The 22,394-nt window shown below is 56.2% G+C and carries 23 protein-coding genes; 21 read left to right on the top strand and 2 right to left on the bottom strand.

Translation table 11 applies throughout. From position 1 onward, the window contains the following. The first annotated feature begins 37 nt into the window (after positions 1-37). Genes PCH01S_RS11985 through PCH01S_RS11915 form a run of 15 tightly spaced genes read left to right on the top strand, consistent with a single transcriptional unit; the run spans position 38 to position 14,444 of the window. On the top strand, positions 38-829 hold the full coding sequence (locus PCH01S_RS11985) for a phytanoyl-CoA dioxygenase family protein (RefSeq protein ID WP_084706583.1): 792 nt from the start codon (positions 38-40) through the stop codon (positions 827-829). Between the two features lie 16 nt (positions 830-845). Beyond that, entirely contained in the window at positions 846-2,279 is a 1,434-nt protein-coding gene (locus PCH01S_RS11980) for a class I adenylate-forming enzyme family protein (RefSeq protein WP_042229572.1), read from the top strand. A gap of 4 nt (positions 2,280-2,283) precedes the next feature. After that, on the top strand, positions 2,284-3,609 hold the full coding sequence (locus PCH01S_RS11975; RefSeq protein WP_042229570.1) for an aminotransferase family protein: 1,326 nt from the start codon (positions 2,284-2,286) through the stop codon (positions 3,607-3,609). Positions 3,610-3,614: 5 nt separating this feature from the next. Beyond that, the gene (locus PCH01S_RS11970; protein ID WP_042229566.1) at positions 3,615-4,367 is read left to right on the top strand and encodes a class I SAM-dependent methyltransferase; all 753 of its coding nucleotides are present in this window, start codon (positions 3,615-3,617) and stop codon (positions 4,365-4,367) included. Positions 4,368-4,384: 17 nt separating this feature from the next. After that, on the top strand, positions 4,385-4,747 hold the full coding sequence (locus PCH01S_RS11965; protein ID WP_009677210.1) for a cupin domain-containing protein: 363 nt from the start codon (positions 4,385-4,387) through the stop codon (positions 4,745-4,747). A gap of 17 nt (positions 4,748-4,764) precedes the next feature. Continuing rightward, a complete protein-coding gene (locus PCH01S_RS11960) occupies positions 4,765-5,856 on the top strand; it encodes a class I SAM-dependent methyltransferase (protein WP_042229564.1) in 1,092 nt (363 codons plus the stop codon). A 3-nt stretch (positions 5,857-5,859) separates the two neighbouring features. Beyond that, positions 5,860-6,546, top strand: a complete 687-nt coding sequence (locus tag PCH01S_RS11955; protein ID WP_042229560.1) for a helix-turn-helix domain-containing protein — start codon at positions 5,860-5,862, stop codon at positions 6,544-6,546. A gap of 45 nt (positions 6,547-6,591) precedes the next feature. Then, complete coding sequence (locus PCH01S_RS11950) at positions 6,592-7,443, top strand: hypothetical protein (RefSeq protein WP_042229558.1); 852 nt, start codon at positions 6,592-6,594, stop codon at positions 7,441-7,443. Continuing rightward, on the top strand, positions 7,440-8,687 hold the full coding sequence (locus PCH01S_RS11945) for a beta-ketoacyl-[acyl-carrier-protein] synthase family protein (RefSeq protein ID WP_042229554.1): 1,248 nt from the start codon (positions 7,440-7,442) through the stop codon (positions 8,685-8,687). Before PCH01S_RS11950 ends, PCH01S_RS11945 begins: the two co-directional genes overlap by 4 nt. 13 nt (positions 8,688-8,700) lie before the next feature. Next, positions 8,701-9,546, top strand: a complete 846-nt coding sequence (locus PCH01S_RS11940; RefSeq protein ID WP_084706581.1) for a beta-ketoacyl synthase N-terminal-like domain-containing protein — start codon at positions 8,701-8,703, stop codon at positions 9,544-9,546. 36 nt (positions 9,547-9,582) lie between these two features. Further along, entirely contained in the window at positions 9,583-10,851 is a 1,269-nt protein-coding gene (locus PCH01S_RS11935; protein WP_042229551.1) for a beta-ketoacyl synthase N-terminal-like domain-containing protein, read from the top strand. A gap of 8 nt (positions 10,852-10,859) precedes the next feature. Then, a complete protein-coding gene (locus tag PCH01S_RS11930; RefSeq protein ID WP_042229548.1) occupies positions 10,860-11,609 on the top strand; it encodes an SDR family oxidoreductase in 750 nt (249 codons plus the stop codon). Positions 11,610-11,623: 14 nt separating this feature from the next. Further along, positions 11,624-11,887, top strand: coding sequence for an acyl carrier protein (locus PCH01S_RS11925; protein WP_042229547.1), 264 nt, complete (start codon positions 11,624-11,626; stop codon positions 11,885-11,887). Positions 11,888-11,927: 40 nt separating this feature from the next. Beyond that, positions 11,928-13,658, top strand: coding sequence for a CRTAC1 family protein (locus PCH01S_RS11920; protein WP_042229544.1), 1,731 nt, complete (start codon positions 11,928-11,930; stop codon positions 13,656-13,658). Next, positions 13,659-14,444: an RnfABCDGE type electron transport complex subunit D gene (locus tag PCH01S_RS11915; protein WP_042229543.1), complete on the top strand. Its 786-nt coding sequence runs from the start codon at positions 13,659-13,661 to the stop codon at positions 14,442-14,444. A gap of 144 nt (positions 14,445-14,588) precedes the next feature. On the opposite strand, the gene PCH01S_RS11910 is transcribed toward PCH01S_RS11915, so the two are convergent. Together PCH01S_RS11910 and lexA are read right to left on the bottom strand one after the other, a co-directional pair. Further along, positions 14,589-14,789: a hypothetical protein gene (locus PCH01S_RS11910; RefSeq protein ID WP_042229541.1), complete on the bottom strand. Its 201-nt coding sequence runs from the start codon at positions 14,787-14,789 to the stop codon at positions 14,589-14,591. Positions 14,790-14,896: 107 nt separating this feature from the next. Continuing rightward, positions 14,897-15,736, bottom strand: a complete 840-nt coding sequence (lexA, locus tag PCH01S_RS11905; RefSeq protein ID WP_042229540.1) for a transcriptional repressor LexA — start codon at positions 15,734-15,736, stop codon at positions 14,897-14,899. A gap of 390 nt (positions 15,737-16,126) precedes the next feature. Between lexA and PCH01S_RS11900 the strand changes: the two genes are divergently transcribed. The 6 genes from PCH01S_RS11900 to PCH01S_RS11875 all read left to right on the top strand — a co-directional run bounded on the left by PCH01S_RS11900 (position 16,127) and on the right by PCH01S_RS11875 (position 22,393). Next, positions 16,127-16,765, top strand: a complete 639-nt coding sequence (locus tag PCH01S_RS11900; RefSeq protein ID WP_042229947.1) for a helix-turn-helix transcriptional regulator — start codon at positions 16,127-16,129, stop codon at positions 16,763-16,765. Positions 16,766-16,862: 97 nt separating this feature from the next. Next, positions 16,863-17,867: a DUF1702 family protein gene (locus PCH01S_RS11895; protein ID WP_042229538.1), complete on the top strand. Its 1,005-nt coding sequence runs from the start codon at positions 16,863-16,865 to the stop codon at positions 17,865-17,867. 43 nt (positions 17,868-17,910) lie between these two features. Next, positions 17,911-18,807, top strand: a complete 897-nt coding sequence (locus tag PCH01S_RS11890; protein ID WP_042229537.1) for a YqaJ viral recombinase family nuclease — start codon at positions 17,911-17,913, stop codon at positions 18,805-18,807. 12 nt (positions 18,808-18,819) lie between these two features. Continuing rightward, positions 18,820-19,668: an RnfABCDGE type electron transport complex subunit D gene (locus PCH01S_RS11885; protein ID WP_042229533.1), complete on the top strand. Its 849-nt coding sequence runs from the start codon at positions 18,820-18,822 to the stop codon at positions 19,666-19,668. Positions 19,669-19,698: 30 nt separating this feature from the next. Further along, positions 19,699-20,082: a hypothetical protein gene (locus tag PCH01S_RS11880; RefSeq protein WP_241688808.1), complete on the top strand. Its 384-nt coding sequence runs from the start codon at positions 19,699-19,701 to the stop codon at positions 20,080-20,082. Between the two features lie 241 nt (positions 20,083-20,323). Further along, positions 20,324-22,393 (top strand): bifunctional rhamnulose-1-phosphate aldolase/short-chain dehydrogenase, encoded by a 2,070-nt coding sequence (locus PCH01S_RS11875; RefSeq protein WP_042229532.1) that lies wholly within the window; start codon positions 20,324-20,326, stop codon positions 22,391-22,393. Position 22,394 lies beyond the last annotated feature (1 nt).

Here is a 22,394-nt window from a genome sequence, read left to right as displayed (position 1 = left end):
GGGGGAACGTTCCCCGCTAAACGGAAGGAGGGGTACATTGAGCAAGGAAATCATGACGGGCGAAATGATGGAGCACTACAGGGAAAAAGGATTCGCGGTCATTCCCGGGGTGTTTTCGCCGGACGAGGCGGAAGAGGTCAAGCGGGCCTTGAAAGAAGTGTGGACGCGGGGCATCCGCAGCCGCACGATTCTGCAAAGCCTGGTATTTCCGCTGGAAAGCTTATTCCCGCCCTTGAGGAATGTGCATGGGAGCCATGAGGCTCTCAGACGGTTCTCGCTCGATTCCAGAGCCTTCGGGACGGCTGCCCGGCTGCTCGGCGAGAATGCGCTGCTTGTCGGAACGACGGGGTTTTATAAATGTCCGGGGGCCAAGCAGCTGCCCCTGCACCAGGACAATTACGATATCGGGGCCGAGCCTGCCGCGGGCTGCGCGTTCTGGGTGTCCCTCGACGGGGCGTCCCCGGAAAACGGCGGGCTCCGGATGGTTCCGGGCAGTCACCGCCTGGGTCTGCTGAAACCCCGGGCTCCGGGCAGCCGTTCCACCTACGGGCAGTCGGTTCCGGTTCCCGACCGTCACACGGAGGTCGATCTGACCACCAAGCCCGGAGACGTGGTGGTGTTTAACGGCTACACCGTCCACGGCTCCCATGCGAACCGGACCCGGTACGGGTTCAGGAATTCTCTCGTGATGCATTTCGTCGGCGAAAGCGTCAGAAGTCTTTTTGTGCAGAACAGGGAACTTCTCAATTCGGCTGGCGATAACATATTCAGACCCGTCAACAAATCTCACAGCGTGAAAAGGTTGTTTCTGAAAAAGGATTCCAACTAAACGGGGAGGAGCGGGGATGGATGCAAAGTTATTTTTCCGTCAGCTACTTGACCATTCTGGCCTATGCGCAGTGGATGGAACTCATGAAGTCTCCTACAGCCGGATAACGGAGCTTGCGCAGAGTCATGCGAGGATGCTGGAAATAGCCGGACTCGTGGCCGATCCAAACCGCGGACAGCGGACCGTCGCCATCGACGTTTCCGTCGGCTGGAGAGCCATCCCGCTGTTCCTGGCGGCTCTGAGGCAGAAAGTCACCCTCGTTCCGGTCGATCCCGCCAAAAATCCCGGCTTGACCGAAAATGTGCTGAGCTGGATCAACCCGGACCTGTACATCACACCTGAGCTTCTAAACGAAGACGGCGAGCTTCTCCCCGGGCTTAAGCCGGTAACGGCCTCGCCGAGAGAAGAGCTGCGGGACGTCGCGGTCGTCCTGTACACATCGGGGACGACCGGCCGGCCCAAAGGCGTCATGTTGACCTACGGCAACATTTGGTCGAACGTCGGCAGCATCCTGGGCTACTTCAAGCCGGCTCCGGAGGATAGGCTTTATCTGTTCCGGCCGCTTACTTACGCTTCGGCTTTTACAGGCGAGCTGCTGCCGTCCTTATTCCGGGGAGCGGCCGTCTACTTCCGGCCCCCGGATACGAATCCGCTGAGCACGATGAAGAGCATTCAGCGGGACGGCATTACCATTCTCGGCACAACGCCCACCGTCGCCGCCACCTTCGCCCGTTTCCGGAAACGGTTCGATTTCGGCAGCCTCCGCTGCCTCATGCTGAGCGGGGAGTGCCTGACCGTCAGACAGGCGGAGCTCATTGCCGAAGCGTTTCCGGGCGCGGCTGTCTGGAACGCTTACGGACTTACCGAGGCTTCGCCCCGGATCAGCTGTCTGACCGAGGTGGGCGCCTTCCTGAACCGGAAGGGCTGCGTCGGCAAGCCTCTCGCAGGCGTCGAGGTGAAGGTGCTGGCGGAGGAAGCGAAAGGAAGGGCTGCCGCGGAAGGCGAGGAAGGCGTCCTGTACGTGCGGGGACCGAACGTCATGAAGGGCTACTACGGCGATCCGGCCGCGACCTCGCTGAAAATCAAGGGCTGCTGGCTGAGGACGGGCGACCGGGCCGTAATCCGGGAAGGCGACATCTATATTCTCGGAAGAGCCGATTCCCTGATCATCCGGGGGGGAGTCAATATGGACCCGAGCGAGATCGAAAGCGAGCTGATGAAGCTCCGGGGAATCAAGGAAGCGCTCGTTTTTGCGGATCATTCCGAAGACCGGACGAGAGTTCATGCCTGGATCACTTGCGAGAAAGGGGTTCCGATGACACAAATCCGTTCGACGATCGTTCACGAGATCAAAGATTCCCGCTTGTGGCCGGACGTGATCGAAATGAAAGAAGAGCTTCCGAAGACGGCCAGCGGAAAGCTGATCCGTCCAATCCAATCTTTGAGGTGAGTTCATGCACAAAAGCTATCCGGTCGTCCATCCGTTTACATGGATGCCTCCCAGCGGCACGCTAACGACGGACACCTGGCTCGGGCAGGTAACCTGTCTGGAGCGGGGAGACGGTTCCTGGGTGTACGACACGCAGGGCAAAGCCTATCTGTATACGACTACGGCGGTTCCCACGGTAGGGCTCTCCAACTGGCGGGTCATCCAGGCGATGAAGGAACAGATGGAACGTTTAAGCTTCGCGTCGACCTGCGCCCAGACGCACGGCCTGGTCGAGCCGCTGGCGGACAAACTGCTCCGCCTTTGCGGAAGCCGGTATGCCAAGGTGTTTTTTACCAACGACGGATCGGGGGCCGTGGAAACGGCAATGCGTCTCATCCGGCAGCATTTCATCTCCCGCGGGGAGGCGAAGCGGGACAAGTTTATTTCATTCGACGGAAGCTTTCACGGAACAACCTACGGCTCGGGCTCGGTTACCCATCTGGGCATTCGGGAAATGTTCGGAAGAGGCCTCGAGGATTGCTTGTGCGCTCCCGCGCCTAATTTGTACAGGCCTCCGGGGGGCGTCTCTTCTCCCGAAGGTGCGGCCGACTTCTGTCTGAAGGAGCTGGAGCGCCTGATTGAGGAAGCGGGGCCCGAAACGATCGCCGCCGTTCTTGTGGAGCCGATTCAGGCCGTGAACGGAGTGGTTCTTATGCCGGAGTCGTTTTTTTCACAAGTCAGGACTTTGACGCGGCAATACGGCATTGCGGTGATTTCGGATGAAGTAACGACGGGCCTCGGCAGAACGGGACATTGGTCCTTGAGCGAAAAATACGGGCTGGAGCCGGATGTTCTTGCCGTATCCAAAGGATTGACCGGCGGTTATTTCCCGATGGGGGCCGTGCTGATGTCGGGCGAGCTGGACGACAGCTTGTTCGGAAGCGGCGGCATCCTGCTCCACGGTTCGACGCAGTGCGGACATCCGGTCGGCTGCGCGGCGGCGCTGGAGGTGCTGGAAATCATCGAGCGGGATGGGCTGCCGGACCATGCGGCCGTGCGCGGACAGGGGATTCTGGATGATTTTGCGGACGCGCTGGCCGATCATCCGCATGTGGGCGATATCCGGGGAATGGGGCTTATGCTTGCGCTTGAATTCGTGAAGGACAAGGCGACCAAAGAGCCGGTCGATTTCGAATGGGGACGCCGGTTGTCCGGGCATCTCCATGACGAAGGCATACTCGGCAATTATTTTAACGGCATTCTTCTTATGTACCCTCCCCTGAATGTCAGCGGGGAAGAATGCGATTTTCTCGTTCACGGGGTGACGAGAGCATTACGGCGAATGGGGTGAAGACAGTGGCGGCAAGAGAGCACTGGCACGACTTTTTCGGGAAGGACTATCTCCTTTTCTCGGAAGTGATTCTGAATGAAGAGCGTACCCGCTTCGAAACGGGGCAGCTTCTGTCCCTGCTGAATCTGCCGGAAGGCGCGTCCATTCTCGACCTGGGCTGCGGGCAAGGCCGGATCGGCGTCCCTCTCGCTCTGAGAGGGTACCAAGTGACCGGTATCGACGCGTCGGATACGCTGCTGGACGAGGCGCGGCGCCGGGCTCAGGCATCCGGAGCCGAGGCGGTATTCAAGTCTCTGGATATGAGAGAGCTTGATTTCGCGGATGAATTCGATGCGGTTCTTAATCTCGGCACGGCATTCGGCTATCTGGAAAACGAAGAAGAGAATCAGGATATTCTGCATCGTGTCTACCGCGCTCTAAAACTTGGGGGACAGTTGATTCAGGAAACGGAAAACCGGGACTTCAAGCTTCTTTACAGCGCGAAAAAAACATGGGACATGATGAACGGCTGCCCCGTATGGTCGCGGCGGGAGTTCGACAGCGTAACCGGCAGATGGAATGAAGAGATGACGTGGTTTGACAATGGCGAGCTCAAGTCATCCCGGTTGAATCTGCGTCTGTATACGGCCGCCGAACTGCTGAGGCTGCACGGTAATGCGGGACTCGACGTCAAGGGAATATACGGAGGATTCGATCTGTCTCCGCTTACGACCTCAAGTCCGCGAATGCTGCTTCATCTGGAGAAAAAAACGGATTAATCCGGGGAGGGTTCTAGATGGAAACCGAAAATAAACACAAGCTCATTAAATGGGAAGAAATGAACTGGGAGCCGGGCATTTATGAAAACACCGAAATGAGTTACCTGTACGAAGACGAACAGGGCCGATTGTGCTTTCTGGTTAAACTTCATCCCGGAAGCTTCATTCCGATGCACGACCATCCGAGAAGAGAATTCGCCTATCTGATCAAAGGCGATCTTATTTTAAACGAGAACGAAGTGATGAAAGAAGGCGATTTCCTTACGGCGGGCCTGGCGGAATCCCATGACGTCCGCACCGAAAACGGCGCGCTGCTATACGTCTTCATCGACTATCATGTGATCCGGCAGCGGATCGTTGAGATCGAGACCACATCGTAAGGCTGGGAGGAACAGGGGTGAGTGGTGTTACGACCGTTAAGACGGCTTTGTTTAACGAAACTTATCATGCGGCCTATGAATATGTATCGGATTTTACGGCCTTTACCCTTTTGAACGCGATGAAGGCGGAAGGCATCGACCTGAACGGCCCGGTGCGGGAGAGCAGGCTGCTTTCTCAGATCGCCTGCTCGGAGGAGAATAGGCCGCTGTTGAACTGGGCCCTTCATTTTTTGGAGCAGCAGGAGTTTGTCCGGAAGACGACCGGGCCCGGGGGCGCAGTAGTCTTGGCGCTGACCGCCAAAGGCAGAGACTGGACGAACCGGGGGAATCCGTTCCCGGCCGTGCACGTGGCCCCCTCCCTTAAGCTAATCGAATACGCGGGTACATTCTGGCTGCGGGCCATCCGGGGAGAGGTTCAGCCTCAGCACAGGCTGTTTAACCGCGAAGGCATCGCCCTGTGGGAAGTGTATTTCCACAATGCCCATGACTTGTACGCGGTACACAACCAGTGGGCGGCGGAGGAGCTGGCGGATCTGATTCCCGCGGAATCCTGCACAATCCTGGAGCTCGGTACAGGTTTCGGTTCGGCGACACGCGCTCTGCTGACGGAAATCCGCCTCCGGTCGAAGTTCGTCGAGGAGTACACCGTCTCGGACGCCAGCAGACTGCTCACCGCTAAAGCCGGCCGGATGCTCGAAGGAGAGCTCCCTCCGCATAAGCTCCGCCAGCTGACACTGGATATCAACGAGGTGAAGAGCGGCGGGGAGACGTACGACTTTATTTATGCCGTCAATGTCATGCACTGCGCGGAGGATCTCGCTCTTTCCCTGGACGCGCTGCGCCGGCTGCTGAAACCGGGGGGAACGATCGTGTTGTCCGAGTGTGTGAGGGAGCATTACCGGTCCAGGCTTCATCAGGAGTTTATTTTCTCGCTGCTGCCCGATTTTAAGCCGGTCGGCGAAGCGGACGGGAACACGTCTTGTTTCGGCTTTCTTCGCCCGGAGGATTGGTGGAAAGTCATGCAAGCCGCGGGCTTCCGGGACATCAGCGTCAAGATGAACGAGGGGCCGGTCCGCGGTGCGATTATAACCGGAAGCCGGGAGGGCTAGCTTATGATCGTGTTCTGGGACAGGGAAGCCGGCAGGGAGGCGGACAGCGATCCGCTTGATTCCCGCGATACGCCCGCTGCGGCTTATGTGGCCGACGGATTGATTTTGCACGTCGGTACGGCGGAAGATGCCCGCAGCCAGGCTGCAAACGGAAGCTGCGAGGCACTGGTCGTTCTCACGGAGAACGAGCGGGTGGAGGACGGCGGATTGCTCGCGGACGTTTCCGTGCCCGTGTATGTTTTTACGAAAGCGGACAAGCAGTCACGGTTTGTGATCCAGCTTCTGTTTCACTATCTGGCGTCGATCCAGAGCCATGTCTTCTCGAGGAAGACATTCACGGGTGCCGGACCCGATGCGGAGATGGATTGGGAGCGCGTGCTGAAGCACATCCAGGACAACCTGGGCACGGGAGAGCTCTCTCTGGAGAGCGTGGCCAAAGAATGCTACGTATGCAAATGGCAGTTTTCGAAAGTGTTTAAAAAACGGTTCGGCATTACCTTCCGCGACTATCTGATCGAACAGCGGATCGGGGAGGCCAAGAAGCTGCTCGTAAAAGGACACTCCGTTACGGATGCTTGTTACGCCGTGGGATACGGAGATATGACCCATTTCGGAAGAATTTTCCGCAAGAAGGTCGGTGTGAGCCCTTCCGATTACCGCAAGCATTATTACAGCCAGTTTATTTTATGAAAGCCGAAGGGAGATCCCAATCAAGTCAAAGCGAGGGGTAACCGTATGAGAAAAAGATGGCAGTTCTTGCTTGCCGTTCTGATTGTGGCAGGACTATTAACGGAATTTTACTATTACTGGAACCGGCCGTATAAGCTTCCCCCGGTATCCGACGGTATGCGGCTTGAGGAATACAATCTTGCGTTCGAGAAGGAAAAAGCCGCAGCCGGCGGACTGGCGCAGGGAAGCGCGGAAGAATTGCAGAAAAAGGTCGCCGCCGAGCCGGACAACCTGGCCTACGGCAATGCGCTCCGGGTAACGATGGGCAAAGAAGGCCGGATCGACGCCTTCGTCGCGTTTATGAAATCGCTGGAGCAGCCCCCGGCAAGAGCCAAGCTGCAGTTGGCGCTCGCTTACGTGGACCAGATGCAGAACGAATCTCTGGGAACCGCCTCTCTCGGACAAATATCCGTTCATTCCATTGAATTGATGAATGAGGTGCTGGAGAAGGACCCTTACGACTGGCTGGCTCATTATGCCCGCGGAATCAACAATTTGTACTGGCCGGTGGGCTTGCAGCGGATCGACAAGTCCATTCAGGACCTCTCCTTCTGTCTGGCCGTCACGAAGAAATTCGAACAGGACCATCCTTTCTACATGTGGACTCTGGCGTACACGGCACTTGGGGATGCATTGGTTAAAAAGGGCGAGATCACCGACGGGATGAAGATCTGGAAAGAAGGACATCAAGCCCATCCCGATGATGCTGCTTTGAAGGAGCGGGCTCAGGCCTCCAAGGATCAGGCGGTCGAGATTGTCGTGCGCGAGCGGGGCATGGATCAGTTTCAGCGGCCGGAACCGGGAATCAGCGACCTCAGCCCCATTTGGAATCCCGCGAAAGAAGGGAAGGGCCAATGAACCACGCAGATTTTGCATCCGGCGAACGATCCCGTGAGGGGGAGCAAAGGGCAGTGGTAACGGGCCTGGGAGTCGTAACTTCGATCGGCACGGACGAAGTATCCTTCTGGAGAAACCTGCTGCGGGGAGAAACGGGCGTCAAACCGATTACGGTGTTTGACGTGGAGAAGCATACGAACCGGATGGGCTGCCAGATCGACGATATTCCTCTTTCCGAATACGCTCCGGATGCGCTCTTGAAATCGGGAAGGGCGACCCGGATTCTGATGCCCGCCATCGAGCAAGCGCTGCGGAATGCGGGGCTCGATAAGCCTGTGCTTTCCCGCTGCCGGGTCGGGCTTTGCGTGGGCACCACGATGGGGGATATCGACCCGCTCGAAGACGCCATTCAAGGAAAGCGCAGCGAGGCGTTCGGGGGGCCGCATGTCATAACGGAGCAGATCGGGCGGCTGCTCGGATTGAGCGGGCCCGTATGGACGTTCACTAACGCCTGCGCAGCGGGGAATTTCGCCATCGCCAGAGCCATGGACGAGATTGCGTCCGGCCGAGCGGACGTGATGATCGCCTGCGGAGCGGATTCGCTGTCCTGGGTCGCTTTTACGGGATTCAGCAGCCTGCGCGCCATGGCGCCCGACCGCTGCCGGCCCTTCGACGTCCGCCGGAAAGGGCTCATCCTCGGGGAAGGGGCGGGCGTGCTCGTCATCGAGTCGCAAGCTCATGCGCAGGCGCGCCGGATACGTCCGCGGGCCGGGCTGCTCGGGTACGGGATGAGCTGCGACGCTCATCACATTACCCAGCCCGATCCGCAGGGGGAAGGCGCCGTGCGGGCCATGCGCGCCGCTTTGAAGATGGCGGCGGTTCCGGCGTCCGCCGTCGATTATGTGAGCCTGCACGGAACGGGCACCCAGGCGAACGACAAGATGGAAGCGGCCGCTCTGACGGCCGTCTTCAAGGAGACGCGTCTTCCGGCTGCCAGCTCGATAAAGGGCCACATCGGCCATACGCTGGGGGCTGCGAGCGCGATTGAAGCGGTGATGAGTGTGAAATGTCTGGAAGAAGGGTTGGCTCCGCCGACGCTGAATCTGGAGCAGCCCGATCCGGCGTGCCCGGTCCCCGTTCTAATGAAGGAACCCGCGCCCGGCAGATACCTTATCGTTTTGTCGAATTCCTATGCGTTCGGAGGAGTAAACTCCTCGATCGTTCTGTCCGCCGTTCACCCGGAGCGGCCGGAAAACTTGGAATAAGGGGGAGATAGCGGTGCCTCAGTTCATTTATTTAAGCGGGTGCGGTTATTACATGGCCCCCAGCTTTGCGGCGATTGTCGAACGTCCGGACAGCCGGCCTTCGGCTGGGGATTCAGCTGAGGATTCGGGCGACGAGGCTTTGTCTTCCCGGATCGAAGATGAACCGGAGGAGGCGGCAGGGGGGCTTAAGGGGCTGAAGAGGCATTCCAGAGCCGTCCGGCTGGCCTGTCTGGCCATCCGGGAAGCGCTGCAAATGGCCTCGATTTCGGGGCACGCCCCGGGTGGGAAGAGAAACGACATCGGCGTGGTTGTCGGAACCAACGACGCGAATCTGGAAGCCATCGACCGGCTGCAGCAGGAGGCGGAAACGTACGGGGTGAACAACACGAACCCGGGTCTGTTTCCGGAAACCGTATTGAATGTAATAGCCGGCCAGGCATCCATTTACTTCGGGCTCGGCGGCCCCAATGTCACGATATCGGGCAGCGACTTCTCCTCGGTGAAGTCGCTGCAGTACGCGGCCGACATGCTGGAGTCGGGCAGTGCTTCCCATGTGGCGGTCTGCATCGTAAGGCTGCAGCCGCCCGCCGTCTTCGAGGGAAGCATCCGGTACCGGGCGGCCCGGGAGTCCGTCGTAGCTTTGGTGCTGTCCCGGCAGCCATCCGGGGGGAGCGGGAGCGGCCTCAAGCTGCGCTTAGAAAGCGTGACGGACCTGCCGGACGCGGCCGCAACCCGCGTGACGGACGAACAGCTTCCGGCGGTTCTGGCCGTCAAGCTCAGAAGCGGGGAGCTTCCGTCCGGAACGTCCGTGATTTATGCGGATGCCGGCCCGGAGGGGCTGCTTGCCGTCGAGTTTTAAAACCGTGCAAATCCGCATCGTTAAGAGGAGATAACCGTGAAGAATACTAGCGTTCTGGTTACGGGAACGAACATGTTGTGTTCCTTGGGCATGACCAATCACGAGGTATGGCAAGCCGCGCTGTCCGGTTCGGTGCCGGAGCCGTCACGCCGCTCTTATCCTTTTCCGGACGGCACCCGCCTGGAGTATCCGGTCTTTTCTCTGCCGGATTTCGACCTGTCGGATTGGCTGGAAGAGAAGAGCGTGCGGTGGCTCGCGGAAAATCACCTGCTGGACGACCGGGACTTCTGCATGCTGCTTCTGTCTATCCGGCAGGCGCTCGAAGATGCCTCTTTCCGGATAACCGGAGGCAGCAGAATCGGGCTCGTTATCGGTCACGAGAATTTGGGCGCCGTGAAGCTGACGGATAAATTCATCCGATATCAGGATGCCACCCCACAGACGGATCAAGCGGAGAAAATGCCGCTTTTCAACGAGTTCCGGCGTGAATTTTTTAATATCCAGACCTTTCCCTACCTGTTTTACTTGGCTCAGCTGCTGGGGGTGAACGGCCCGGGCTATGTCGTAAACAACGCGTGCGCCTCGGGTTTGTATGCCCTGGAGCTGGGGAGGATGCTTATTGCGAGCGGCAGCGCCGATCTCGTTATCGTCGCCTGTTCGGACTACGCGCACGCATCGGAGTATTTGTGGCTGCAGGAGAAGGGGTTCGTTTCCGGACAGATGAAAATCAGACCGTTTGACCTGCATAGGGACGGCTCCATTCTTGGAGACGGTGCGGGCACGATCATTCTCGAATCGGCCGAACATGCGGCGGGAAGGCCGGTGGAGCCGCTGGCGGTTTACCGCGGAGGAGCATTCCTCCAGGAACACTGGCATATGACGCTTCCGGACGTTTCGAGGCACTCTTACGCGTCGGTCATCACGGAGGCCGCCGGACACGGAACGGCTCCGGAAATTGACGTTATAGTTCCGCACGGGTCGGGCAGTACCCTGTGGGACCGGTACGAGGCTAACGAAATCCATCGCGCTTTCGGCCGTCTGAACCGGCCTGTTCCGGCCGTGACCTCCTTCAAGGGGTATTTCGGACATTTGCTGGGAGCGAGCGCCATGATCGAAACCGTACTGCTTCTGCACTGCATGAAGAGAGAGATTCTGCTTCGTACGCTGAATTACGAACAAGCCGATCCGAGGGTGCAGCTTCCCGTTCAGATGCAAACCGCGCGCAAAAAGACGGTTTCCGCCTTAAAATCGGTACCCGCTTACGGCGGATTCCACGCGGCCGTACTGTTTAACAAGCCGGATTAGGAGGAACTATGGCAACGACGACTTACAGTTTTGCAGGAAAAACGATTTTGGTGACCGGAGGGTCCCGGGGGATTGGCAGGGCCGTCGTTAAACAACTGGCTTCTGCAGGCGCCCGCGTGGTCTTCACCTACTCGAAGGACCGGGAGGCGGCGGAAACGCTCCTGGATGAGACGGGAAATGACTCATCGCGTGTCTCTTGCGTGCAGGCGGATTTTACAGATAGGCTTGCCGTCGCAAAGATGGTCGCAAACCTGCTGGAAGAGGGGCCCGTGCACGGTGTCGTCAACAACGCCGGCATTTTGCGGGATACGCCGATGTACCGGATGGCCGACGAGCAGTGGGACACCGTCCTTCAGGTGAACCTTACCTCCCTGCATATCATTTTGAAAAACCTCATCCGTCCCCTTGCCGCTTCACGGGGAAGCGTGGTGAACCTCTCCTCCGTGACCGGAATTGCCGGAGCGGCCGGACAAACCAATTATGCCGCATCCAAGGCGGGCGTCATCGGACTGACCAAAGCGCTTGCCAAGGAAGCGGGGCCTCTGGGCATACGGGTAAACGCCGTTGCTCCCGGGTTTATCGGCACCGACATGCTGGAATCCATTCCCGCCCGCCGCAAGCGGGACCTGGAAAAGGACATCCCGTTGAGAAGACTGGGAACGCCTGAAGAGGCGGCCTCCGCCGTCCTTTTCCTTCTCTCGGAGGAGGCTTCTTATATTAACGGCGCCGTGCTGGTTGTGGACGGAGGATTACTTTGAAAAGGAGAACTGTCATGAACGTTAAAGCTGTGAAATCCCGCATTATCGAAGTAACGGTGAGTCTTCTGGATTCTACGGAGCCGGTGGAAGAATTGGACGCCGACGCTTTCCTGCGGAAACCCCTGCCCGAAATCGGAATTGATTCTTTGGCTGTCCTGGAACTTGTGGTTACCCTGGAAAGAGAATTCGGCGTGAGAATGACGGAGGACGATCTCGGCGGCATCGCGACACTGGAGGATATTCTGACCTTTATTACAGGCAGGGCGGGACAAAGCTGAGCCGGATCTCATTATGAACGGATGGGGAGATGGAGAGTACATGCAGGTTAAACCTTTGAGCAAAATGCTGCTTGCCGCGACGGCGCTGCTTTTAACGGCCACAGGCTGCGGCGCCGGGCAGAGCCGGACGGATTTCGGCTTTTCGTTGAAGGAGACCACACAGGCTTCCGGTGTCAAATTCATCCACAGCAAGCCGACGTTCGACTCCAAAGTGGCGAACATTATGCCTTGGATGGCTTCGACCGGAGCGGGCGTATTTACGGCGGACTATGACGGGGACGGTTTTATGGACCTTTACTTCATAAACTCCGCCAAAGGCTCCAAGAACGCCCTGTTCCACAACAATGGAGACGGGACCTTTACCGAAACGGCCGAATCCGCCGGGCTTGCGGATGTTAACACGGACGGAATCTCGGAAGCGGCCGTCTGGTTCGATTACGATAACAGCGGATATCCGAGCCTGTTCGTCGGTTCTTGGGGCAAAAGCCGCCTGTTTCACAATAACGGGAACGGGACTTTTACGGAAGTCACGGACCAGGCGGGTGTCGGATACAAAGGCTACGTCAACAAGGCGATCGTCCTCGATTACAACAAAGACGGCAATCTGGATCTGTACTTGTCTTGTTATTTTCACGAAAAGAACGACCTGTGGAATTTGACGACGACGAAGATTATGCATAACGATTTCGAGAGAGCGCGCAACGGCGGAAGGAACGTGCTGTACCGGAATAACGGGGATGGCACCTTCACGGACGTTACCGCAGAGCTCGGGGTGGGCGATACGGGCTGGACCCTCGCTTCCGGGACATGGGACGTGAACAACGACGGCTGGCCGGATATTTACAATGCCAACGATTTCGGACCCGATACCCTGTATTTGAACGAGCAGGGCAAGAAGTTTACGGCCGTGGTTCAACCGAGGGGAATCGGAGATGATACCTTCAAAGGAATGAACGTCGATTTCGCGGATATTTTCCATGACGGCAAGCCGGCCATGTACGTCAGCAACGTCAGCAAATCCCAGTATATTCTGGAAGGCAATCAGTTGTGGCACGAGAAGGACGGACAGTTTATCGACCGCGGCAAAGAAATGGGCGTGAATTTGGCCGGCTTCTCCTGGGGGGCCCGTTTTATGGATCTGGACAACAGCGGCAATTCGAGTCTGGTCGTACAGACGGGGTTTGTTTCCGCCAGCAAGAAGAAAGATTACTGGTTCGACCTCGGGACACTCGCAACGACACCGGGCAATATCGTCGAGGATACGAAGAACTGGCCGGCTTTCGTCGACAAGAGTCTTTCGGGCTATGAGAACAAGTTCCTTTTTTATCCGCAGGGAAATAAATTCACGGATATAGCGGAGCAGGTCGGGCTTGACTTCGTGGAAGACGGACGCGGCATCTCGGCGATAGACATCCGCAACCAAGGCAAGCTCGACCTTGTGTTCGCCAATCAGGGCGGACCGGCCAGAGTGTACGAGAATACCGTCACCAATCAGAACAATTGGATCAAGCTGGATCTGATCGGCACGGCGCCGAGCAGCCGGGATGCGATAGGGGCGAGGGTGACTTTTGAAGTGAACGGAGTCGAAACGGTCATGGAAAAAGACGGAGCCAACAGCTTCGGCGGCCAGAGCGATCCGCGTCTGCACTTCGGCCTCGGCAAGGCGGACAAAGCGGACAAGATCACGGTGCGCTGGCCCAGCGGAAGAGTGGAGCAGTTCCGGGACGTTCCCAAAAACCAGATTTTGCGGCTGACCGAAAAGAAGGACTAGATGAGCAAAGATCCGAGACTGTACATTTTGGCGTTTTTGTTGTCCTTTGTTGCCGCAGGCCAGCTGTTTCTCGGTTTTTTTCAGAGATGGGACTCTTTCTTCGCGTCTGTGTTTACAGCGGTCGTTCTTGAGTTTGTTCTGGTCGGCTTGCTGAAGAAAAAGTGGGCGTTCCCCTTGAGCGCCCTCATTACGGGGATCGGCATCTCTCTGCTGCTTAGCTCTTATGCCGTATGGCCTTACGTCCTGACAGCCGTCCTGGCTGTAACGATCAAGCAGTTCGTAAGGCTGCGGGGCGCCCACATTTTTAACCCGAACAATGTCGCGATGGTGATCATGCTGATCGCTCTGCCCGCCTATGCCGTGAGTACTCCCAAACAATGGACCAACGGGATCGAGGTCATGAGCCTCATTATGATTCTTGGCCTCTTCGCGGCCTATAAAGCGAAACGGCTGGACTCCGTCCTGGCTTTTATCGGGGGTTTTTCCTTCTTCGCGGCTATAAGAGTCGGATTTTTCGGAGAACCGGCTCTGTATGCCTTCGGTCCGATGATGGGGGCATCGTTTCAGCTTTTTTCCTTCTTTATGATCACGGATCCCAAAACGACGCCGCCCACCCGGAAAGCGAGGATTCTGTTCGCCTTTCTGATTGCCTTTACGGATGCCTGGCTGCGCGTGAATCAAATAACGAATTCGCAGTTTTACGCTTCATTTCTGGTCACGCTCCTGCTCGGGGTTCCTTACAGGCTGCTGGCCAAAAAAGCGGGGGAAACGGGCATTCCCGTCTAAACCGTCTAAAGACGCAGCGGCAAGGCAGGGGACTTTCCTCCGGAAGAGGAGAGCCGCTGTATGGCCGGTTGTTTACACGCCAAAAAGTCCGGGGGAGGCGGCTCCGTTTGGAGCTTCCGTTCCCCCGGACTTTTTCTCGGGCGGCTATTCCACATAGCGCTTCTCGGCGCCCAAATGCCTGGCGATGCAGGCTGCGCTGCAAAACCAGTCCCGGTCGAAGTCCCAGTTCTTCTCTCCGGCGTAAATCGGGCTGCGGCATCTGTCGAATGCGCATTCCGTAACTTGACTGGGTTCCTCTGCCTGACGGTCCGGCAGTCCGGCATCAAATCGATCCAACGACGGCAAGTCGAGCCCTCCATTCATCCGTTATGAAACTAGCATACGATGACGGAGGTCGGCGGGACTCCTCGTTTGTTGCCGGCTGTACGGCGTTTGTTGACGTCCGGGCCGGTTTATTCGGCGTCCCGCAGCACGCTCACGACTTTGCCCAGTATGCTTACGTTGGCCGGATAGAGAGGCTGAAAGCGGTCGTTGGCGGGCTGAAGCCTGACGCGGTTGGATTCTTTGAAGAAGGTCTTCACCGTCGCTTCTTCGCCGTCGATCAAAGCGACGATCACTTCCCCGTTGTCCGCCGATAACTGTTGACGGACGAGCACCAGATCGCCGTTCTCGATTCCTTTATTGATCATGCTTTCCCCTTGAATCCGCAGGATGAAATGTTTTCCTTGGCCCACCAGATTTTTGGGGACGCTGAAATACTCTTCGATATTCTCCGCAGCCAGGATCGGACTGCCCGCCGTAACTTTACCGATCAGAGGAAGCCGGACGTAATACTCCGCGGAGAGCGAAGCTTCACGGAGCTCGCTGCCCGATTGGATGGAAGCGGCCCGCACCTTCCCGGACCGGTATAGATCTAGATCACCCGGCGTCTGAGCCCGGTTCTTGTTTGCAAGATGAGCGGCCATCGTCTGAAGGAGGACAAAATCTTCATCCTCAAGCTGCCCGGCGACATCATACAACGCATCTATGTATGGATGGCTTTTCTCGATAGGAGGGAAGGGGACGAAGTTCGCAGGAAAATCGGGAATCGTACCTGTCATCAGCCAATCAAGGGAAACGTTGAATTGTTTGGAAATGGAGATCAATGCTCTAGCAGTAGGGGTCGATTTTTTTTTGCCATTTTCCCAATCACTGATGTTTCCCGGAGAAACTCCGATCATAGCGGCCATCTTGGCCATGGTTAAGTTGTGCTTTAACCGCAGCTCTTTGATGCGCTGATTAATTTCATTCATTTTCAAGCCCCCAATTCGGCATATTCCAGAACAACCAACAAACATATGTTCTAATAGTATATCAAACATTAGTTTCAGAAAATAGCTATTTCTTCCTAGCTTACAAATAGTCAAAAATACGCATTTTCGAACTTTGTCTTGAATTCATACGCATAAGCGTTTATAATTTATTTTACCAGTTTCCTCCAAATGAAATTTGAATGATTATGCCTATCTTTTTCTAAGGATGTGAAACTTCATGACAAAAAAAGACGGATAGGTGACAATTCAAGCAGATCACCGACAAATTATTATTGGTAAAATTTATTACAGAAGCATTTAATAAATCTTTTTATCATTTATCGCTATTTTATGAAATAAAAGCTAATTATCAAGAGGGGGATGAACGAAGTGGATTTGCTGGTCTTTGTACATAAAGCCGAGAAATGTAAAGATTACCTGGCGGATTTGCTGCTTCTTTCCAAAAAAGTGAAGTTGACCGAGTTTGTCGATTTTAACTCCGCTCTCCAACTGGTCAAGCAGGCGCACTACAAACTGATCGTATTTCTTACCTTTGAGCCGGCCTTTCCGAGAACCTGGAACGTGAACGAGCTGCGAATCAACAGCCCTCTGCTCGCGTTAGCCGGAGCCGATAAAATCAGCTTATCTTCCTTAATATCTCTGATTGATATGGTGGCTCAGAATGAAGAAGTTTCCCATGATAACCGGCTTTTCGCGGAATCGCTGGCCTACATCGACGAAAACATATGCGAGAACGATCTGAATCTGGAGAAAGTCGCTTCGCAAATTTATGTCAGCCGGTGCCATTATTCCCGGATGTTCCAGAAGTATGTGGGCACGGGCTTCAAAGAATATGTGATGAATAAGCGTATCCAGAAAGCGAAACTTCTTCTGCAAAGGGGAGAGCCTGTGACCGATGTCTGCTTCTCGGTAGGTTACAACGACTTGACTCATTTCGGCAGAATTTTCAAAAGGAAGGTGGGGGTTAACCCGTCCGTCTACCGATTGAACAAAGCCGCTTCGCAGTAAGGAGAAAAAGGAGGGAAATGAAGAAAATAAGCAGGTCACTGTCTTTTACAAACGCGTCAACCGTTTCAGCCATAAGGAAAGCGGAGGAGATGGATCCATGCAGGTTATTGCAGTCGTATCGGCAATAGGGGCATTCCTGGCCGTTCTTGCTCCCTTCATTTATTTAAAAGCTTTTCACCGCAGCATCCCGAAGATGGTTGCCAAATTTCCGCTCACGCACAATGTCCACTACGACCGCAAATTTCCGCAGATTTTAAGAGCGTTCTTGTCCGGCAGCAACTGGGCTTTGAAACCGGTACTGCCGATGTCGGGGCTGCGTGCCAGGCTGGACAACCGTTTTGAACCGTTCTACAAAGGCTTCGCTTACGAAGGGGCCGGAATGGGACTCGGCGTAAAATCCGCTTTATTCCCGTCCAGAGGCAGGCGTTTCGAAGCTTACATTCATCAACTGTCGCCGGGGTATCTGTATCAGTATTACGTGGGACTCGGATGGTACCTCACGATCCGGCACGGCTTCCGGTACGGGGGATACAAGCGCTGGATCAAGCAGCTCCATCCAAGATACGCGCCTATTGTGTTCGACGGAGCGGGATTTAAAACGGCATTGTTTCACTATAAGAAAAATAAACAGATAATTCAGAAATTTCGACATTTTCCGTTCTCCTACCAGCGAGTCTGTTACCAGGGCTTCGGCCGTTGTTTATGGTTTTTGACGGAATTCGATTTACAAAAAACCGCTGCCGAACTGGAAAATTTGCCTGCTGAATTCAGACACGATGCATATAGTGGAGTAGGGCTAGCCGCAGCTTACAGCTTTTTCGATCAGCTTGCGTTTGCGGCCCATGCGGATAAACAGATTCCGGAGCAATACCGGCCTGCTTTCCGGCAGGGGCTTGCCTTCGGCTGGGAGGCGCGCCGTTTGCAGGACCCCGTTTACTGGGACGAACAATTGGAGAGATACACCTATCCCGTCATTCTCAAAGTCACCGGATTTGTGGACCGTGTCCACGAGGCCGTGCAGTTGTTGGGAGAGGACGATACGGAAGCGGATTATTACATGAGATGGATGGATACGGTACGGAGTCTGCTTAAGGAAAAATAGCTCGTAACCGCAGCGGGAGCTGCCGGTGTAAAGGAGAGAGGGTATGCGTGCGAAGAAGCTTGTGAATACCCGGGCTGTGTCTGATGGGGAATGGCTGGCCTGGCGGAGACAAGGAATCGGCGGCAGCGATGCGGGAGCCGTCTGCGGAGCGGACAAATGGAAAACGGCGCTGGAAGTTTACCTGGATAAAACCGGAGAACTGCCTCCTGTGGAAGAGAAGGAAGCGATGAGGCTCGGCAGTAAGCTCAAAGATTTTATCGCACGGGAATTTACGGATCGGACCGGACACCGGGTGATGAGAAGAAACTGGATTTTTCAGCACCCGGAGCACTCTTTTATGCTGGCCGGCCTGGACCGCTGGGTGATCGGCTCTCACGCGGGCCTTCTATGCAAATCAACCGGCGAATTCAGCAAGGAAGAATGGGAGGACGGCCGGGTTCCCGCGAAGATTGATTTTCAGTGCCAGCACTATATGGCCGTTACGGGCGCGGAGCACTGGTGGGTAGCCGTTCTGATCGGCGGCAACAAGTTCCGTACAGTGCGTCTGGAGCGCAGCGAAGAGCGGATCAAGCGGCTTATCGACCGGGAAGCCGTATTTTGGAACGAGCATGTCCTGAGAAGAAGACCGCCGGCCTTCGACGGAACGGACGCTTCGTCCGAACTGCTGAACCGGCTGTATCCCCCGGCGACGAGCCGGAACTCGTCCGTGCCCTTGACGGAAGAGGCAGAACGGTGGATCGGACAGTACCGGCAGGGGGCGGAGGAAGAAAGGGCGGCGGCGCTGCGCAAGACGGAGGCGGAAAACAAGCTCAAGGGACTTCTGGGCGACCACGAGCAGGGCACGGTAGGGAACTACAAAGTGGAATGGAAAAGCATCAACCGGAAGTCGGCCCGTTTCGCCCCTTACAGGCGGTTTCAGATTTCAACCATTTCGAAATAACGGAGGAATTGCATGCGCAACGAAATGAATACGCATTTGCGTTCGGTCGTATCCTGGCGGGATTACCGGATTGACCCGAGATACTTTATTCTGGTGTTCCTCAGCAGCTTTGCGATAGCCGGGCAAGTGTACTTGGGCTTTTTTCAGAAATGGGACGCGGTTCTTGCGGCCGTCGTTTGCTGCACGGGAACGGAAATCATTTTGAACCGGTTAAAAAATAAAACGTGGATGTTTCCGCTCAGCGCCCTGATCACGGGAATCGGCATCTCTCTGCTGCTCAGTTCCAATCAGCTATGGCCTTACGCGCTCACCGCCGTCATCGCGATCGCGCTGAAATATGCCATCCGCTTTAAGGGCGGGCATATTTTCAACCCCAACAACGTGGCGATGGTCATCATGCTCTACTCCCTGCCCCAGTATGCGGTGAGTACCCCCAAGCAGTGGACGAACGGGATCGGCGTCATGATTCTGATCTTGTGCCTGGGCATCGTGGTGTGCTATATCGCCAACCGGCTCGACGCGGTGCTGGCTTTCCTCGGGAGCTTTACGCTGTTTGCGTTCGTGCGGCATTTCTTCTTCGGAGCGCCTTTGTTTGCGGCCCTTGGGCCTCTCATGGGCGCCTCCCTTCAACTGTTTGCCTTCTTCATGATCACGGACCCCAAGTCCACGCCTGCGACAAGGAGCGCCCGCATCGCGTTTGCCTTTTTCGTGGCCCTGCTGGACGCGGTCTTCCGGATCAACCGGATTCCGAATCCGCAGTTCTACGCGCTGTTTCTTGTCTGCCTTGCTCTGATCATTCCTTACCGGCTGTGGGCTTCCCGCAAAACGGAGCCGGAGCCGGGACTGACGGCAAATTCTTAATCTGACGGCAAACTCCTAAATAGAGGATAGATGACGAAAAAAGATGACCGGGCGATTAATTCGACAAAAGAGGTGAACGCCATGTGCCGGAACGGGACATGCAGGGGGGCTTTCAACGGCGGAGAGGGGACAGGCTGCGGCAGACACTGCGCTAACCTCCGGACGGAAGCCAATTTTAATGAAGAAACGGATGATACAATAGCAAAACCGGTCAGTCGGGCCGCAAACCAGGTCGAAAAGCAGCCGGAAAATCGGATGCCAAGCCGTACGGAAACTCAGCCGCAGCACAGGGAGCGAAACGACGAACTGAAACAGGAGATGCGCGACCGTCTCCCGGCCGACCATTTGCCGTCGAGGTATTTCCTGCGCACGAAGTATTTTAAATACTGGGACTTCTGGGATCATTTCCGCTAACCCGCAAGCCGTAACCCGTAACCCGTAACCCGTAACCCGATAAGTATACAGACAACTCCATAAAATAAAGACAAGGACAGGACGAGCGATCCCGTTTTTGTCTTTTTTTATTTATCCGAATAAAAACAAACATAAAAATAAATATTCAAAAATAAATAAAGATATGATACGATTAAATAAAAGAAAGCAAATGCAAATAAAGCAAAACAATACTCGTTCAATTCCTGAGGAGGAGCACAAAATGACGGCAAATTTATGGGATGCGGAAATCGCGGTAGGCGTTAAGAAAGGGTTGGACGAACTGGTGTACCGGTCGAACCTGCTCGGGTTTGACCGTACGGTCGCCAACTGGGGCGGTGGCAACACCTCGGCCAAAACGGCGGTCACCGATTTTCGCGGGCGGGAAATCGAGGTCATGTGGGTAAAAGGCAGCGGCTCGGACCTTGCGTCCATGAAAGCGGAAAATTTCACGGGTCTGCGCCTGGACGATATTCGTCCGCTTATGGAGCGTGAAGAGATGACCGACGAAGAAATGGTCGCCTATCTGGGACACTGTATGATAGACGGCCGGCATCCGCGGGCTTCGATCGAAACGCTGCTTCATGCGTTTCTTCCTTTTAAACATGTGGATCATACCCATCCCGATGCCATCATCGCCCTCTGCTGCGCGGATAACGGCAAAGAGCTGGCGCGCGAAATATACGGCGACCGGTTTGTCTGGGTGCCCTATGTGCGTCCGGGCTTTACCCTTTCGAAAATGATCGCCGAAGGCGTACGCGGCAACCCGGCCGCCGAGCTTGTCCTGATGGAAAAGCACGGACTGGTCACCTGGGGAGAGACTTCGGCGGCCTGCTACAAGAAGACGATCGAGATTATCTCGGAGGCGGAAAATTTCATCGAATCGCGCGTGAATCGCGCTGAGTTGTTCGGCGGCGCGAAGTACGAAACGCTGGCGGATTCCGCACGCAGAGAGATCCTCGCGCAGGTGCTCCCGGTCATCCGCGGAGCTGTCGGCGGGGAACGGAAGATGCTGCTGACGGCCGATGCCGGAGAAGATGTGCTGGCTTTCGTGAACAGCCGCGAGGCGCAGGCGCTCTCCCAGGTGGGGGCCGCCTGTCCGGACCATCTCGTTCATACGAAGATGAAGCCGCTCTATGTGGATTGGAATCCCGCCGAAGCGGATGTTCCGGCCCTTATCGAAGCGCTGAAGTCCGGCATCGCCGCTTACAAGGAAGCGTACGGGGCCTACTTCGACCGCAACAGGAGCGAGGGTGATGTGATGTTCGAGGCGGCGCCGAGAGTGATTCTGATTCCCGGCCTCGGGATGGTGAATACGGGCAAAAGCCGGGCAATGGCCCAAGTGAGCGGCGCCCTTTACCATCGTGCCATCGCCGTGATGAGGGGGGCGACGGCGCTCGGAAACTTCGTTTCGCTGAGTGAAAACGAGTCCTATAACGTTGAATATTGGCCGCTGGAGCTGTACAAGCTGACACTCGCCCCGGCGGAAGCCGAATTCTCCCGGAAAGTGGCGTTCATTACCGGCGGAGCGGGGGGCATTGGCGGCGCGGCCGCCCGCGAGCTGCTGAAGGGCGGCGCCCATGTCGTGCTGGCCGACCTGAACTTGGAGGGGGCGCAGACGCTGGCCGCGGAGCTTAACCGGCAGTACGGGCAAGGACGCGTCATAGCCGCCGCAATGGACGTTACAAGCGAAGAACAGGTCGGGGAAGCATACAAGGAAACCGTCCTTGCCTTCGGCGGGGTGGACATCATCGTGAACAACGCGGGTCTCGCGACATCGAGTCCGTTTGAAGATACGACACTGAAAGAATGGAACCTGAACATGAACGTGCTGGGAACGGGCTATTTCCTCGTAGCGAGGGAAGCGTTCAAGATCATGAAGGTTCAGGGAACCGGCGGCAGCATGGTATTCGTCGGCTCGAAAAATTCCGTCTACGCGGGCAAAAACGCTTCCGCCTACAGCACCGCCAAAGCCGCTGAAATTCACCTGGCGCGCTGCATTGCCGCCGAGGGAGGCGCTTACGGCATCCGCGTCAATTCGGTGCTGCCGGACGCCGTCCTCCAAGGCTCTGCCATCTGGAATTCCGGCTGGCGCAACGAACGCGCCGCGGCTTACGGCATCGAGCCGGATCAGCTGGAGGAGTATTACCGCCGGCGTACGACGCTGCTCGTCAACGTCTATCCGCGCGACATCGCGGAAGCGATCGCCTACTTCGCCTCGTCGAAATCGGAGAAGACGACCGGCTGCATGCTGACCGTAGACGGCGGCGTTCCGGCGGCGTTTACGCGATAGC

It is taken from the genome of Paenibacillus chitinolyticus NBRC 15660, from assembly GCF_000739915.1.
In the GTDB taxonomy this organism is placed as follows: domain Bacteria; phylum Bacillota; class Bacilli; order Paenibacillales; family NBRC-103111; genus Paenibacillus_F; species Paenibacillus_F chitinolyticus.
Note: the sequence above shows the minus strand (reverse complement) of the source record. Positions and strands in the feature narration are given on the sequence as shown.